The following is a 14,126-nucleotide window of genomic DNA, read 5'->3' as shown; positions in this document are numbered from 1 at the left end:
CGATGTCGAACGCGCTAAGTGTGGCGAAGTCGCGAGGGGTTTGCTATAGGTCGGAAACGCGCCAGAACCGGGGGTAATAGGTTTTTTTACCACCAATTAGGTAGCAGGTTTTTATATTAAAGCATTGATTTTTATATGTTTTAATTTTTGAGTGATTTTTAAGCGTTGAGCGAAAACACAAAGGAGGTAGCCCATTAAACCTAATTGCCGTTAAACTATGCGGTGAACATTTTTTAAGTAGAGTTGCTATGCGCCAGTTTTCTATTGTTACCCGCATCGGGATCGCCCTAAGTCTGATGGTTGCCCTCACGGTTGGTACCTTGCTCGCCTCCTATTGGTTGTCGGAGCGCGCCGATCAGGATGCGCTGGCGATCAACAAAGCAGGCTCCCTGCGTATGCAAAGCTACCGCTTTGCCTGGCAGTATCTGGTGAATCCGGAGAGTGACACCACCCGGGAGTTAGCTGCGACCCTGCAGGATACTTGGCAGCATCCGGTATTTAACCGCCTGAATAATGGTGATTCCAAACTCGGTACACAGTTCCGGGCAGCCCAGCAAAGCTGGTTGGAAGTCCGCGACGAGCTGACATCCGGCGCGGTTGACGCCGTGCAACTGGAGCAGCAACTGGCGCCATTAATTGCTGAACTTGACCGGCTGGTTGGTGCCCTGCAAGGCGAAGCTGAATCGCGTATCCGTGCCATCCGGCTGATCCAGGTCTTATCACTGTTCAGTACCATTGCGCTGGCGGGCTTTATCGCGTACTGGCTGCGGTCACGTGTGCGTCAGCCCTTACAGCTACTGACACAAACGGCCCGGCGTATCGGTCAGGGCGATTTTACGGCCCGTGTCCAGCACCCGTTGGCAGATGAACTTGGCGTACTTGCCACTACGCTTAATAAAATGAACGACGCCATCGGCTACATGTACGGCAACCTCGAAAAGCGCGTCGATGAGCAGACCCACGCCATTCAGCGCAGCAATGCCAAGCTTCAGTTTCTTTACGATATGGCGCGTAGCATTATCGAACGCTCTCCCGGCTACAAAGACTTTACCGATATTATCGATGGCCTTAAGCACGCCTCACAAATCGATGATATTGAGCTGTGCCTGATCACCGCAGCAGGTGACAAACCTTATCTTCAGGTTCAGCCTGAGGATACCGAAGAGGACCCTTGCGCCGGGGTCGATTGCGCCGAGTGTGTGACCGCGGGTGGCGGTGTCAGTGTGATCGACAACCTGCGGGTGTACCGCTTCCCACTCGAACGCGAAAGCCATTACTACGGGGTACTTGTGGCGCGTTGCGACCGCGGCGATCAGCTCGATGAATGGCAACAGCAATTACTGCAGTCCGTCACCGATCAACTGGCTATTGCCCTGAGTCTGAAACAGGAAGAAGAGCAGGTTCGCCGTCTGGCGTTGATTCAGGAGCGCACGGTAATCGCACGGGAGCTGCATGACTCGCTGGCACAGGCATTGTCGTATTTGAAAATTCAGGTCACGCGCCTGGACAAGGCGATTGCCAAAGACAATAGAGAAATCATTGATGATGTCTCACATGAACTCCGCGAGGGCTTGAGCTCAGCTTACCGACAGTTACGGGAATTGCTGACAACCTTCCGTTTAAAAGTCGATGGGGCTGGCCTGATGAATGCCTTGCAGACCACCTTAGCCCAATTTGAACAGCAATCTTCGCTGCAGTTCCGGCTGGATTACCAGTTAGCGAATGCACCACTGGCCCCACACGAGGAAATCCATTTATTACAGATCATCCGTGAAGCCTGTCAGAACGCGATTCACCATAGCCAGGGATCAGAAGTGACCATCCGCTTGCAAGAGACTAAGGAACAGGGAATCAGTCTCGCCATCGAAGACGACGGTGTGGGCATTCCTGAGCAGGCGGAAAAACTGAACCATTATGGGTTAGCGATTATGCAGGAGCGGAGCAAGCATTTAGGCGGTGAAATCACCATCACCCGCAGGCCAGAAGGCGGCACGGGTGTGTACTTCTTTTTCCAGCCCGACTATTTGAAAGAGCGTCAGGCGCTGGCGTCGAGCGACGCTTAAGGATTGAAATACACACTGTGGCGGCGCAGGTAAACCAGCGCGACCACCAAGGCACAGAGGGCATAGAACACCGCAAAGGCAACTAAAGCCAATGCTGGCGTTCCGGTATAACTTTGCACTCCCCACATCAACGGAATATAGCCGGCACCTGCGGTCGCACAAGCCGCCAGCCAACGTAGCGCAATCGGCAATTGATGCACTGGAAAGAGAACGCTGGCGGAGCGGTAGATCGCGCTGCTGGCTAATGCAGACACCGCAAACAGCACAAAAAATGTCAGCAAGAAGAGTAAAAAGTACTGCTCGGGCGCGCCGCTATGATACGCCTTCCCGGTCAACACCGATGCCGCCAGACTCGTCAAAGCTAACGCCAGCGCACAAACCAGAGTCACCCGGGCACCACCATATTGATCGGCAAGCCATCCACCTAAAGGCCTGGCGACAACACCAATAAGCGGTCCCAGCCAGGCATAGGTCAGCGCCTGGGGCGCATAATCATTACTCATGACCCGAAGTAGTTCTCCGCCCTGCCATTCCCGGCTGAAACCAAAAAGAAACTGCAGAATAAGGGGAAATGCCAAGGCAAAACCGATAAAAGAGCCAAAGGCCATGACGTAAAGCAGCGTCATAATCCAAGTGTGGGGGTTGCGCAGCAGGTGCCGCCGGGTGGCGGTCTCTGAATGCCATAACAACCTTTGTGGCCGGCGCCGCCAGCCGATGAGTATTAAACTGACCACCACGAACATGGTAAACCAGCCCAGATTGCCCAGCCACAGCTGATGTTCAGGCCGTACGGTGCCCAGCAAGGTTCCGATACTAATACTGGTCTCGGTAACATTCAGGGAATCCGCATAGGGGCCTTGCCAGAGCGCCACCAAAGGCGTGCCAATCTGGGCTAAAACGATGCCAATGCCGCCAATACTTGCGGTGACCGCCAGGTCCCAACCAATGGTTTGATTGCCCGCACTATGCTGGTAGCGCCTGACATAAAGTTGCGCACCGCCGAGTCCGCAACCTATGGCGAGCAGCTGCAATAACAAAAATGGGTAGTCGCCCCGGGCAAAATAATAAATAAAACCTAATGCCGGTATCAGCAGGAAACTGGTGGTAACGCGAATAAATTGCGGTTGCAGTGCCCGCTCACCGAGACCAAACCAAAGCAGTTGAAATCCCGCGGCGGAAAAGCCCGTCAATGCCAGTAGCCCAAACAACTCAGCAATGGTAAAGCCGAGATCGAGCGCGTACAGTAACACCACCAACACGCTCCAACACATCCAGATTGCGGTGCTGGCGATCACATGTAGTGCAGTGATTTTATCGACGGTTTCTGTAGTTAACACATGGGACACAATACACCCGAGTCGTGACTATACTGTCTATAGAATCGTTTAGGCCACTGCCTGTCGGCAAGTTTGCGAAAGAGTTAAGCAGGGGTTATTAAGAGATACCCCGACTACCACCTTTTAGGTAGATGAGTTTCTTATGTTATTGTTTTCACGTATTTAAAATGGCATTCGCCGTTGTGTTTAAGCAATCATCAGGCACAGCTGTTCCGCCCCAAAGCCATGCGGCACAGCAAGAATTATGCGAAAATAAAGGCCTAATGAATGAGGAGATTTCTAATGTCTGAACTGAACTCGAGCATCATGCTGGTCGATGACCACCCGTTACTGCGTAAAGGCCTCAAGCAATTGATCTCGCTTGAGGATGATTTAGAGGTCGTGGCGGAATTTAATAACGGCAAAGACGCCATTCCCAAAGCGGTAGAACTCGATCCGGATCTCATCATTCTCGATTTGAATATGCAGGGCATGGACGGTCTGGAGACACTCAAGCGCATGCGTGACGAAGGCGTGACCTCGCGTATCGTCATGCTGACGGTCTCCGATGCCGATGAAGATGTGGTGGCTGCCATCACTAATGGTGCCGACGGTTATCTGCTGAAGGATATGGAGCCGGAACAGCTGATTGAGCAGATTAAACGCTCCATTGAAGGCAAGATGGTACTGAGCGAAGTCATTACCGAGGTGTTGGCCACCGCCTTGCGGCGTCCATCGCCTCAGGGAGCAGGAAAGCTCGACAGCCTGACCAATCGCGAACGAGAGATCCTGAAACATATTGCCAAAGGCATGAGTAACAAAGTTATCGCTCGCGAACTTGATATTTCCGACGGCACAGTAAAAGTGCATGTTAAGCACCTGCTCAAAAAACTTGGTTTGCGCTCGCGTGTCGAAGCCGCGGTATGGATGGTCAATCAGCAAGGAGGCAAGCATGAGTGATAGCTGGCTCTCCGTTGCTGATGCACTGGCAACGATGCAAGGCCAAATTCAACCTGTTCAGGAGACTGAAGAGGTTCACCTGCAAGACGCTCTCGACCGCGTTCTGGCCGAACCTGTGTGTGCCAACATGGATGTGCCTGGCTACGACAATTCGGCGATGGATGGCTACGCCTTGCGCGCGGCGGAGGCTGACAGCGATAAACCTCTTACGGTCGTAGGCACTGCACTTGCAGGTCACCCTTTTAATGGCGAGTTGCCGGCACAAAGCTGTGTTCGCATCATGACAGGTGCACAAATGCCTGTCGCCAGTGATGCTGTGATTATGCAGGAGCAGGTGCAACGCGAAGGTGACTTGATCCGCTGTCAGGCACCGGTCGGCACCGGCGATAACGTACGCTTAAAGGGCTGCGACATTCGTCAAAACGACATGATCCTGCAGCAAGGACAGCGCTTAACGCCGACCCATATCGGTTTGCTCGCCTCGCTCGGTATGGACCAGGTTCGGGTTCTGCGGCGGTTACGCGTGGCACTATTTTCCAATGGTGATGAGCTGGTACTGCCCGGTGAACCGTTACATTCGCCAAGCCAGATTTACGACAGCAATCGCTTTACTTTGCATGCGATGCTGCAGCGACTCAATGTCGATGTGCTCGACCTCGGCTTAATCGCCGATGATCGGGAGGCACTGGAAAACGCCTTTCAACAAGCCATGCGCAGTGCCGATATCATTATCAGCAGCGCCGGCGTCTCTGTCGGTGAAGCAGATTACACCAAAGATATTATGGCCAGTCTCGGCCAGATTGGCTTTTGGAAAATTGCCATGAAACCCGGCAAACCTTTTGCCTTCGGTCGGCTGGGACAGGCCTGGTTTTGTGGTCTTCCCGGCAACCCTGTCGCCGCCCTGGTCACCATGGACCAAATCGTTCAGCCAATGCTGCGGCACCTCGCCGGTGAGTCCGTGACGCCACCGGTGCAATTGCAAGCGCGAGCCACCTCGCCAATCAAAAAACGTCCAGGTCGCATGGATTTTCAGCGCGGTCGTTTCAGTCAGCGTGATGGCGAGTTATGGGCCGAACCTGTGGGAAGTCAAAGTTCCGCTGTCCTCACTTCGGTAGCGCAGGCAAACTGCTTCCTGGTGCTTGAGCAAGAACGGGGCCCGATTGCTGCTGGCGAATCCATTACCATTCAACCCTTTGACTGCTTGCTGACCTAGATCAACACTTCTAACTACGCGCTGCTCTTGGGAGTTTGCAGGTGATTGAGGTTCGCTTACAGCAGCGCCGTAGTGCTCGTTTACAAGCGTTCGCGGAAGGTTTCGTGCAGCGCAACCGCCTTCAGATGGACGACCACCGCAGTCCCCTCGCGCAGATCGAGACGTTGCCAGGATGAGGTGGTGATCAACGCCAGCAGTGGCTGCCCGCCGACGCGCAGCTGAACTACCCGTTCAGCTGGATGCTGCGCAGGATAACTGGTGATCACTTCTGCCATAAGTTGGTTCTGGACACTCGAGTCTGCGACCAATTCCCGGGTGAGACTCACATCACGCGCAAAGACCCGCAATCGCACTGTCGCGTCAGCATCCTCTTGTTGCCATTGCGGCCTGGGTACCACCAGCTGTTGCCCGCCCAACTGCAATTGCCAACTGTGATCCTGAGGCTGTGGCAAGCTGCTGCGACGCACTTCGAGTACCGAAAGCGCCAACTTTGACCGCAGCGGTTCGCGCTGTAACTCAGTCACCAGTGGACCGCAACCAATGACCTGGCCCTCGTGCAGTTGTACCAGCGTATCGCTTATTTGCGCCACATCAGTCAGCTGATGACTGACCCAGACCACCGGCAAATTATAACGATCGCTGACCCTCCGCAAGTAATTGACAAAGTACTGACGCGCCTCGTCGTCCAATGCCGAGAATGGCTCGTCGAGGATCAGTAACTGAGGCTGTGCCAGTAACGCGCGTGCAAATGCAACGCGTTGCTGTTGGCCCCCCGAGAGCTGCGCCGGATACTGCTGCAATAAGTCGTGTAAGCCGCAAGCTTGCACCACTTCGTGCCATTGCAGCGGCCGCTGTTTTGGTGCCCGTTGCCAGCCGTAGCGTAGGTTTTCGGCGACCGTTAGCTGCGGAAATAAACTTGGATGCTGCAGCACCAATCCCAGTCGTCGTTGATGTAACGGCACTTCGCATCTTTGCCCCTGCCATAGGCTGCCGTTGAAGCTGACTTCCGCGGCAGCAGCACCGGACTGCACCCCAGCGATAACCTGCAGCAAGGAGGTTTTGCCACTACCTGACGGGCCAACAATTGCGGTAATGCCCTGGGAGGGAATCGTTACATCAACAGCAAGCGCAAAGTGGCGCAGGGGGAGAGTGCAGCGCACGCGTAACGTCATAGGTTGCTGCCTCGTGCGAGCGGTGATTTTGACCAGCGTCCGTAAATAACAATCAGTACCAACAGTGAGACAATAATCATGCCCAGAGACAGGGTATGGGCTGCCTGATAGTTCAAGGCTTCGGTATGGTCGTAGATGAGAACGGACAGCACCTGGGTCTCACCGGGGATGCTGCCACCTATCATGAGAATGACACCAAACTCGCCAAGCGTATGGGCAAACACCAAGGTCGCAGCTACCACAAAGCCACCGCGACATAGCGGCACCACCACGGTTTTGAACTGATCCCAGCGGTCCGCCCCAAGACTGGCGGCAATGTCTAAAGGTCGCCGGCCCATAGCACGGAATGCTTCGCTCAGCGGCTGCACCGCAAAAGGCAATGAGTAAATCACGCTGCCAATCACGATTCCGGTGAACGTAAAAGCGAAGTTGTTACTCAAAATCAGCAGTAAATAGAACCCCAGCACCGTTGGCGGTAGCACTAGAGGCATCGCCACCAGTGCCTGAACGACCGCGCGCCAGCGCGACCGGCTAAATGCCAGCCACCAGGCCAGCGGGGTCGCCAGCACTAGCAGTACCCCAGTCGTCACTGCGGCTAACTGCAGGGTTACCCAGATGGCTTGCCAATCACTCGCTTGCAGCATGGCTCAGGTACCCGTATTGGTTGAAGGCGGCCTGCGCGGGTTGCGCCAGCAGGAATGACTGCAGCAAACGCGCACCGCTTAGTGTTTCAGCCTTTAGGGTTAACGCCATCGCCTGGGGCAACGGTTCGACCTCGGGCAACAGGGTATAGTCTGTCGCTGGCACCTGCAGTTGCAGCAGCTGACTCAGCGCGACAAAGCCAATGGGCACAGCACCAGCGTAAACTCGATGCGCGGCCTGAGCGACATTCTCCCCAAACACCAGCTGGCCAGAAAAGTCCGTCGCCGGAAATTGATTATTCAGATACGTCTGCGCAGCCTTGCCGTATGGAGCATGTCGCGGCTGAGCAAGCGCAATGCGTTCGGCATTACGAATGAGATCTACCGTCGTCCCTTGCTGCTGCGGATGCCATAACACCAGTTGGCCATAGCTAAAGTGCTGCGGCTCGGAAAGCAATAACTGACGTTGCCAAAGCTCCGTTAAGTAGGCTGGTTCTGCCACTAGCAGCAACGCATAAGGCGCACCATGCTGGACTTGCGCAACTAACTTTCCTGAAGCCGCATAACTGACATGCACCTGATACTGAGGATGGTGGTGTTCGAAATCCTTAACGATAACTTCAAGAGGCGGGCGCAGCGATGACGCAGCGGCGACGTGAATCGTCTCTCTGGCCGCAGCCGACCCCATCAACAGCATCAGCGTGAACATGACAAGACGCATCATCAGTTTTCCTGCCATGCCTCGGCGGCCTGCTTGTCCGTCGCTTTTGCCGCCACCCAGTAGGAACCTGTACTGCTATGCTCCTGCTTCCAGAACGGTGCCTGAGTTTTTAAAAAGTCCATGATGAACATCGCAGCAGCAAAAGCCGCTTTACGGTGCGCCGCAGCCACGCCCACAAAAACAATTTGTTCATTGAGCGCCAGTCGCCCAACCCGGTGGATCAAAGTCACCTCGCCCAACTGCCAGCGCTTGCAGGCCTGCTCAACCAGCTGCTCGAGTACGCGTTCAGTCATGCCGGGATAGTGCTCGAGCGTCAACGCCTCAAGTTCGGCGTCGACCAGCTCACGAACCAACCCGGAAAAAGTAACGACGGCTCCGCAACTGCTGGTTTGTGCCAGACGCTGGTACTCAGCTGCGACGTCGAAGTCCGCGGTTTGAACCCGAATGCGCTGGCTCATCTCAACCTCCCGTCACCGGTGGAAAGAAGGCTAACTCGTCACCGGAGCGGACCGGTTCCTGATGCCCCACGAAGGCGAAGTTTTTGGCACACAGCACATCGTTGTCCAATAGCTCCCGTTGCCAATGTGGATGCTGTTCAATTAAGCGTGCCCGCACCGCAGCAACTGAATCATCTGGTTGCGAGGCAATCTGCATTTCAGCGCATTGCAGGCGTTCACGCAGCGCGGCGAAAAATTTAACCTTAACCATGAGTTGCATGTTTCCTTTGCCAATGCCCGTGTTTACCACCGGTTTTTTCCTGCAGCTGTATGCCATTAATTTGTAGGCTGGGGTCGATGGCCTTGCACATGTCATGAATCGTCAGCGCCGCCACACTAACCGCAGTAAGGGCCTCCATTTCCACTCCAGTAACCCCCTGCACAGCGCAGAGCGCACGAATTTCAATCTGGCCCTGCTCGGGCAGCAAGGTAAAGTCTACACTCACCTTGGTCAGTGCTAAGGGGTGGCATAATGGCAATAAATCACTGGTGCGTTTGGCGGCCATAATCCCCGCCACCCGCGCTACCGCAAGCACGTCACCTTTGGCGACTGCCTGGGCACTGATTTTGGCGACGACCTCAGGTGTGGTCTGTACGCTCGCAACAGCGATGGCTTGCCGTGCCGAAGAAGATTTGCCGCCCACATCCACCATGTGAGCCGAACCCTCTGCATCTAAATGGGTAAACTTCTGGTCAGTCATAGTCACTCCTCAAATTAGCCGTGTCGCGTCAACCGTCCGACAAAGTTACAGGGACCTTGCTCGCTGTTCAGTTGTGGCTGGATCAATTGTTCCCATGCCAGCTGTGCGGCAGACTCTGCGCCAGGTACGGCGATCACCAAAGTATTATTGGCCAGGCCCGCAAAGGCCCGGGACTGCATTGCAGAGCTGCCGATCTGCTGCCAGCTCAACTGTCGAAACAATTCACCAAACCCTTCAACCTGTTGCTCAAGCAACGGGGCGAGGGCTTCAGGTACAGCGTTATGCTCAGCAAAGCCGGTGCTGCCGTTGAGCAGCACCACGCTCAGTTGCGGCTCAGCGATCCAGCGCGAGACAACGGCGCGCAGCAGGTATTTGTTGGTGCCGATAATCTGCCGCTGATACATGTGATGGCCCGCTTTAACTATAGCATCGGCGAGCCAGTCACCCGTGCTGTCGCTGGTTGGGGTATGCCGATCGGAAACCGTTGCAAGTGCGATATGCAAGGCCTGATGACTGGATGACTTCATCACTGCTCTCCTAAAAACGTAAGTGCCCGCTGCCATTGCTGCGGGGTATTGGTATTTTGTAACTGATAGTCGTAAGGCCAGGCTATCGCCGCCGCACCTGACCAGTTTAAGACGCCCCGCACCGACCGATCGCCGGCGTCATCGCAGAGTTGTTCGGTCAGATACACTCTCAGCGCGGGTTCGTTTTTCAACACACAAGGCATAGCACTGTTGATGAAGTACGCTGGACCTGCTTGCTCCACTAACAGCTGCAATGCGTCAGCACTTAGTAGCGGCATATCGACCGGAAGCAGCAACAGGGTTTCATACAAACAGTGAGGTAAGGCACTCAATACACCACCCAGCGGCCCTCTATCGGCAATTTCATCGGCAATAAAACCTTCGCCATTGCGGCTGATTAGAACTTGCTCGCAGCCTGCCTCATGGGCTAAAGCGCTCATCCGGTCCAGTTGTGTGCGTCCGGCAACCTGCATCAACGCTTTATCCTGTCCCATCCGCCGGGAAGCGCCGCCGGCCAAGATCACTGCAGTAATAGCCATAGCTGTTAACCTCCAATCATCGCCAGATGACGCGTGGAACCGCTCAGATTTTCGTGCAGAGCGTGACTGGCTTTTTTGTCCAGCACAAAACTCTGCAAAGCATGTTTAAGGTCAGTAGAATCATCGTTTTGTAAATAAGCACGAATGTCCTGGTGATGCTCGGTGAACAAGCACAAAAACAGCTGACCGAGACTGGACACCCGCAAGCGATTGCAGTCGTCACAAAAATCACGGCTGTAGGGCATAATCAGGCCAAGTTTGCCCTGATAATCGGGATGCTCAAATTCCTGCGCGGGGCCCGCAGTGGTGCTCTTGGAACAGAGTTTCCAGGCATCGCCTAACAGCTGCTCTTTAATGTTTTGCCCACTCACGTGATGACGCTGGTAATACGACACGTTGTCATTGGTGCGCATTAGCTCGATAAAGCGCAGGCTCAGTTGGCGATGGCGTATAAACTCCAGGAAATCGGCGACGGCGCCGCCGTTATAGCCGCGCAATAAAACGGTGTTCACCTTAACCTTAGGTATTCCCAGCGCGATGGCCTGATCGATGCCGGCAAGAATAGCGGGCAAGCGGTTTTGTCCGGTAACCAGGTGGAAAGTGCTGGGATCCAGACTATCGACACTGACGTTAATGGCATCAACGCCGGCCTCTCGCCAGGCAGGGAGATCGCGCTGCAAACGATAGCCATTGGTGGTGATGGCGACTTCTTCAATGCCAGGAACTGCTTTAATGGTTTTGATAATCTCGAGTAAGTCTTTGCGTAGGCAAGGTTCACCGCCGGTAATGCGGACCTTACGGGTACCCAGCTCGGCAAACGCTGTTACCAGGCGTCGAATCTCAGGCACACTCAGCTCGGCCTGTCGCGAAGTGCAGTCCGGGCCGTCGGGTAAGCAGTAGTCGCAACGGAAATTGCAGTTTTCCGTTACGGAGAGCCGCAAATAGGTAAAGCGGCGGGCAAAGCGGTCCATTAACATGGGTCAACACCTTTCCAAGTCGGGAGGTTATCTCGTTTCCAAAACAACCCGGTGGCCGAAGCCACGGCACACTGGTCATGACATGCAAGCATGCTTTAGAGCCAGTCGCTCGGCGTGAATGTGCTGACTATGGTAGTGGTGGCAAGGTCGCAATGTAATTGCCATGAAGAGGGGGCGGAACTACCCCATAAGGGTTAGTTCAAGGTAACCGGCGTGCCGCATTTATTGATCCGGATCAGGGTTTTTATCGACCATACAGGTAGACTTTCCAGACTTTATTGCGCTGGATCAAGTTTACCCAATAGCCCTATGTCAAAACCTACTTTTAGCCCCGAATTACTCTCTCCTGCTGGCAGTCTGGAAGCCATGCGTATGGCATTCGCCTATGGCGCAGACGCCGTTTATGCCGGTCAGCCGCGCTACAGTCTGCGGGTCCGTAATAACAGTTTCGATCTTGCCAACTTAGCGATTGGCATTGCCGAAGCCCACGCCCAGGGTAAAAAGTTTTATGTGGTGGTCAATATTGCGCCTCATAACGCCAAGCTGAAAACCTTTGTCGCTGACATGGCGCCGGTGATTGCGCTTAAGCCAGATGCGCTGATTGTCTCAGATCCGGGAATTGTCATGCTGTTGCGTGAGCACTACCCCGAACAAGCTTTGCACCTGTCGGTACAAGCGAACACCGTGAACTGGGCGGCGGTCAAGTTTTGGCAGCAGCAAGGAGTCAGTCGGGTGATTCTGTCTCGCGAGCTGGAGGTGAAAGAAATCGCTGAAATCCGGCATCAGTGTCCGGATATGGAACTGGAAGTTTTCGTGCATGGCGCGCTGTGTATGGCCTACTCCGGTCGCTGCCTGTTGTCGGGTTACATTAACAAGCGTGATCCGAATCAGGGCGCTTGCACGAATGCCTGCCGCTGGCCTTACCAGGTACATGACGCCGCAGAAGATGCGGTCGGCCAGTTCCAGCCCATTGACCGGCCGGTACTTCTGGAAGAGCCGCAACGACCGGGCGAGTTGATGCTGATGGACGAAGATATTCACGGCACCTACATCATGAACTCAAAAGACCTGCGCGGTGTGCAGCACGTTCAGGCCTTAGCCGAGCTGGGTATTCACTCGTTAAAAATTGAAGGCCGGACCAAATCGCCCTATTACGTCGCGCGTACGGCGCAAGTCTACCGTCAGGCCATTGCTGATGCCTGCGCCGGACGGCCGTTCGATCCACAATTACTAGCCGATCTTGATGGCATGGCCAATCGTGGGTTTACCGAAGGCTTCCTGCGCCGCCATGTACCAAGTGAATTGCAGAATTATCAAACCAGTCACAGCCAGGGTGAGCAAGTGCTGGTGGGGGCGGTGCTGGACAGCGACGGCACTACCGCCCTCATCGATGTCAAAAATAGTTTCGCCAGCGACGATAACCTGATCCTGATGAAGCCCTCAGGAAATATCCGGTTTCGTGCCCGACAGCTGTTCAACCGCGCCGGCGAGCAGGTCGCGCGTGCACCTGGCTCCGGTCATCAGGTCAGCCTGCAGCTGCCCTGTGGCCTGGCACGCGCAGAGCAGAGTGTTGCCCTGCTGGTAAAAGAATTGCCGCCGCCACCGGCCGCCATTGCCATTAAGGAGGTCAGCTATGCCAGTGGTCATTGATAGTGATTGTATTAATTGTGATATGTGTGTCCCGGAATGCCCTAATGAAGCTATTGTGATGGGCTCAGCACACTATGTGGTGGATGCAGACAAGTGCACCGAATGTGAGGGGTACTACGACGAACCGGCCTGTATCCCGGTGTGTCCGGTCGACTGCATGACTCTGGTCACCGACGTCAGCAACTAGCCCGCACTTTGGGCAGCCGTTTGGCGGCACACCTGTTGCAGCCAGCGCAGTGGTGTATCTTCGCTATGACTGCGCGGATAAGCCATGCCGATGGTCCGCTCCAGGGTAAGCTCAGCAAGGGGACGTAACACCACATCCTGACGTTCACGTAACGACTCTAAATCCGGCACCAGGGCGCAGCCTACGCCAGCTGAGACCAGCCCCAGGGCATACTCAATGGTATGAATGTCAGCCCGAATATCGGGCTGAATGCCTTGCCGGATGAGCTCAGGGTAAAACGTCGACCAGGCTTCACAAGGGGTGCGCTTAATCAGCGCCTGCCCCTGCATTTGCGATAATCCCAGCTCGTTCTGCAATGCCAGCGGGTGTCCGGCTGGCAGCGCCAGCACAAAGCGGTCATGCCAGATGGGTAAAAACTGCTCGCCAGCTCTTAGCATGCGTGGCGAGATAATGCGCGCGTCCGCTTCTTCATCAGGCTCCACCAGGTGTAACTCCAGGCCGTCGACTCCCGCAGTAAAATCCCGTAGCAACTGACTCATGCGCTCCACACCCAGCGCCCGAATCAGACCCAGGCGAAACTGCACCCGGGTAACGCTATGCCGGAACGATGCTTTTAATGACTGCATCTGACTCAGCATTCGTCCGGCGTGGCCATACAGACGCTCGCCATCCTCCGTTGGGGTTACCCCTCTTGACTGGCGCACGAATAATCGCACCCGCAGCTCATCTTCGAGTTGCTGCAGGGCTTTGGAGAGACTTGGCTGCGCCACTGCACAGGCACGTGCCGCACCACTGATACTGCCTTGCTCATAAACGGCAACAAAATACTGAAGCTGGCGTAAATCCATAGCTAAAAACTATACCTGTTCTAATTTTTATATAATTTAACTTTATGTCATTTCAGCGTAAAGTGGAATAAAACATGTGCGCTGGTCAATTCATGTGCTTTGATCAACGCAAGT

At 54.7% G+C, this 14,126-nt stretch carries 16 protein-coding genes and 1 riboswitch; of the genes, 5 read left to right on the top strand and 11 right to left on the bottom strand.

All coding sequences use genetic code 11. From position 1 onward, the window contains the following. Window positions 1–248 precede the first annotated feature (248 nt). The gene (locus J6J28_RS11905) at window positions 249–2,063 is read left to right on the top strand and encodes an ATP-binding protein (protein WP_301722016.1); all 1,815 of its coding nucleotides are present in this window, start codon (window positions 249–251) and stop codon (window positions 2,061–2,063) included. Here J6J28_RS11905 and J6J28_RS11900 read toward each other — a convergent pair. Beyond that, a complete protein-coding gene (locus tag J6J28_RS11900; protein WP_301722014.1) occupies window positions 2,060–3,400 on the bottom strand; it encodes an MFS transporter in 1,341 nt (446 codons plus the stop codon). The genes J6J28_RS11905 and J6J28_RS11900 overlap by 4 nt on opposite strands. A gap of 282 nt (window positions 3,401–3,682) precedes the next feature. Between J6J28_RS11900 and narL the strand changes: the two genes are divergently transcribed. Then, a complete protein-coding gene (gene narL / locus J6J28_RS11895) occupies window positions 3,683–4,339 on the top strand; it encodes a two-component system response regulator NarL (RefSeq protein WP_301722011.1) in 657 nt (218 codons plus the stop codon). Then, a complete protein-coding gene (gene moeA / locus J6J28_RS11890) occupies window positions 4,332–5,552 on the top strand; it encodes a molybdopterin molybdotransferase MoeA (RefSeq protein ID WP_301722010.1) in 1,221 nt (406 codons plus the stop codon). Before narL ends, moeA begins: the two co-directional genes overlap by 8 nt. A gap of 80 nt (window positions 5,553–5,632) precedes the next feature. On the opposite strand, the gene modC is transcribed toward moeA, so the two are convergent. The 9 genes from modC to moaA all read right to left on the bottom strand — a co-directional run bounded on the left by modC (window position 5,633) and on the right by moaA (window position 11,327). Beyond that, window positions 5,633–6,724, bottom strand: a complete 1,092-nt coding sequence (gene modC, locus J6J28_RS11885) for a molybdenum ABC transporter ATP-binding protein (protein WP_301722009.1) — start codon at window positions 6,722–6,724, stop codon at window positions 5,633–5,635. After that, window positions 6,721–7,368, bottom strand: coding sequence for a molybdate ABC transporter permease subunit (gene modB / locus J6J28_RS11880; RefSeq protein WP_301722007.1), 648 nt, complete (start codon window positions 7,366–7,368; stop codon window positions 6,721–6,723). Before modB ends, modC begins: the two co-directional genes overlap by 4 nt. Further along, window positions 7,352–8,089, bottom strand: a complete 738-nt coding sequence (gene modA / locus J6J28_RS11875) for a molybdate ABC transporter substrate-binding protein (protein WP_301722005.1) — start codon at window positions 8,087–8,089, stop codon at window positions 7,352–7,354. Before modA ends, modB begins: the two co-directional genes overlap by 17 nt. Continuing rightward, a complete protein-coding gene (moaE, locus tag J6J28_RS11870) occupies window positions 8,089–8,544 on the bottom strand; it encodes a molybdopterin synthase catalytic subunit MoaE (protein ID WP_301722004.1) in 456 nt (151 codons plus the stop codon). Before moaE ends, modA begins: the two co-directional genes overlap by 1 nt. Window position 8,545: 1 nt before the next feature. Further along, window positions 8,546–8,794, bottom strand: coding sequence for a MoaD/ThiS family protein (locus tag J6J28_RS11865; protein WP_301722003.1), 249 nt, complete (start codon window positions 8,792–8,794; stop codon window positions 8,546–8,548). Next, window positions 8,787–9,284 (bottom strand): cyclic pyranopterin monophosphate synthase MoaC, encoded by a 498-nt coding sequence (moaC, locus tag J6J28_RS11860; RefSeq protein WP_301722001.1) that lies wholly within the window; start codon window positions 9,282–9,284, stop codon window positions 8,787–8,789. The genes J6J28_RS11865 and moaC overlap by 8 nt, the downstream gene beginning before the upstream one ends. 14 nt (window positions 9,285–9,298) lie before the next feature. Next, on the bottom strand, window positions 9,299–9,811 hold the full coding sequence (locus J6J28_RS11855) for a molybdenum cofactor synthesis domain-containing protein (protein ID WP_301721998.1): 513 nt from the start codon (window positions 9,809–9,811) through the stop codon (window positions 9,299–9,301). Beyond that, window positions 9,811–10,350, bottom strand: coding sequence for a molybdenum cofactor guanylyltransferase (gene mobA, locus J6J28_RS11850; RefSeq protein WP_301721996.1), 540 nt, complete (start codon window positions 10,348–10,350; stop codon window positions 9,811–9,813). Before mobA ends, J6J28_RS11855 begins: the two co-directional genes overlap by 1 nt. Window positions 10,351–10,355: 5 nt before the next feature. Then, window positions 10,356–11,327, bottom strand: a complete 972-nt coding sequence (moaA, locus tag J6J28_RS11845; protein ID WP_301721995.1) for a GTP 3',8-cyclase MoaA — start codon at window positions 11,325–11,327, stop codon at window positions 10,356–10,358. Beyond that, window positions 11,319–11,454, bottom strand: a riboswitch (molybdenum cofactor riboswitch). (Overlaps the previous gene by 9 nt.) 182 nt (window positions 11,455–11,636) lie before the next feature. On the opposite strand from moaA, the gene trhP reads away from it, so the two are divergent. Further along, on the top strand, window positions 11,637–12,977 hold the full coding sequence (gene trhP, locus J6J28_RS11840) for a prephenate-dependent tRNA uridine(34) hydroxylase TrhP (RefSeq protein WP_301721994.1): 1,341 nt from the start codon (window positions 11,637–11,639) through the stop codon (window positions 12,975–12,977). Further along, window positions 12,961–13,164, top strand: a complete 204-nt coding sequence (locus J6J28_RS11835; protein ID WP_418055185.1) for a YfhL family 4Fe-4S dicluster ferredoxin — start codon at window positions 12,961–12,963, stop codon at window positions 13,162–13,164. The genes trhP and J6J28_RS11835 overlap by 17 nt, the downstream gene beginning before the upstream one ends. Here the strand turns inward: J6J28_RS11835 and J6J28_RS11830 are convergent. After that, window positions 13,161–14,012, bottom strand: coding sequence for a LysR family transcriptional regulator (locus tag J6J28_RS11830; protein ID WP_301721992.1), 852 nt, complete (start codon window positions 14,010–14,012; stop codon window positions 13,161–13,163). The two genes, J6J28_RS11835 and J6J28_RS11830, sit on opposite strands and share 4 nt — an antisense overlap. Window positions 14,013–14,126 lie beyond the last annotated feature (114 nt).

This window comes from Pseudidiomarina terrestris, assembly GCF_030466375.1.
In the GTDB taxonomy this organism is placed as follows: Bacteria; Pseudomonadota; Gammaproteobacteria; order Enterobacterales; family Alteromonadaceae; genus Pseudidiomarina; species Pseudidiomarina terrestris.
This window is presented reverse-complemented; position numbering and strand designations above follow the sequence as displayed.

Excerpts from the sequence above, each read along its gene's own strand:
- J6J28_RS11905 (WP_301722016.1), top strand. The coding sequence starts at position 249 with ATGCGCCAGTTTTCTATTGTTACCCGCATCGGGATCGCCCTAAGTCTG.
- narL (WP_301722011.1), top strand. The coding sequence starts at position 3,683 with ATGTCTGAACTGAACTCGAGCATCATGCTGGTCGATGACCACCCGTTA.
- moeA (WP_301722010.1), top strand. The coding sequence starts at position 4,332 with ATGAGTGATAGCTGGCTCTCCGTTGCTGATGCACTGGCAACGATGCAA.
- modC (WP_301722009.1), bottom strand. The coding sequence starts at position 6,724 with ATGACGTTACGCGTGCGCTGCACTCTCCCCCTGCGCCACTTTGCGCTT.
- modB (WP_301722007.1), bottom strand. The coding sequence starts at position 7,368 with ATGCTGCAAGCGAGTGATTGGCAAGCCATCTGGGTAACCCTGCAGTTA.
- modA (WP_301722005.1), bottom strand. The coding sequence starts at position 8,089 with ATGATGCGTCTTGTCATGTTCACGCTGATGCTGTTGATGGGGTCGGCT.
- moaE (WP_301722004.1), bottom strand. The coding sequence starts at position 8,544 with ATGAGCCAGCGCATTCGGGTTCAAACCGCGGACTTCGACGTCGCAGCT.
- J6J28_RS11865 (WP_301722003.1), bottom strand. The coding sequence starts at position 8,794 with ATGGTTAAGGTTAAATTTTTCGCCGCGCTGCGTGAACGCCTGCAATGC.
- moaC (WP_301722001.1), bottom strand. The coding sequence starts at position 9,284 with ATGACTGACCAGAAGTTTACCCATTTAGATGCAGAGGGTTCGGCTCAC.
- J6J28_RS11855 (WP_301721998.1), bottom strand. The coding sequence starts at position 9,811 with ATGAAGTCATCCAGTCATCAGGCCTTGCATATCGCACTTGCAACGGTT.
- mobA (WP_301721996.1), bottom strand. The coding sequence starts at position 10,350 with ATGGCTATTACTGCAGTGATCTTGGCCGGCGGCGCTTCCCGGCGGATG.
- moaA (WP_301721995.1), bottom strand. The coding sequence starts at position 11,327 with ATGTTAATGGACCGCTTTGCCCGCCGCTTTACCTATTTGCGGCTCTCC.
- trhP (WP_301721994.1), top strand. The coding sequence starts at position 11,637 with ATGTCAAAACCTACTTTTAGCCCCGAATTACTCTCTCCTGCTGGCAGT.
- J6J28_RS11835 (WP_418055185.1), top strand. The coding sequence starts at position 12,961 with ATGCCAGTGGTCATTGATAGTGATTGTATTAATTGTGATATGTGTGTC.
- J6J28_RS11830 (WP_301721992.1), bottom strand. The coding sequence starts at position 14,012 with ATGGATTTACGCCAGCTTCAGTATTTTGTTGCCGTTTATGAGCAAGGC.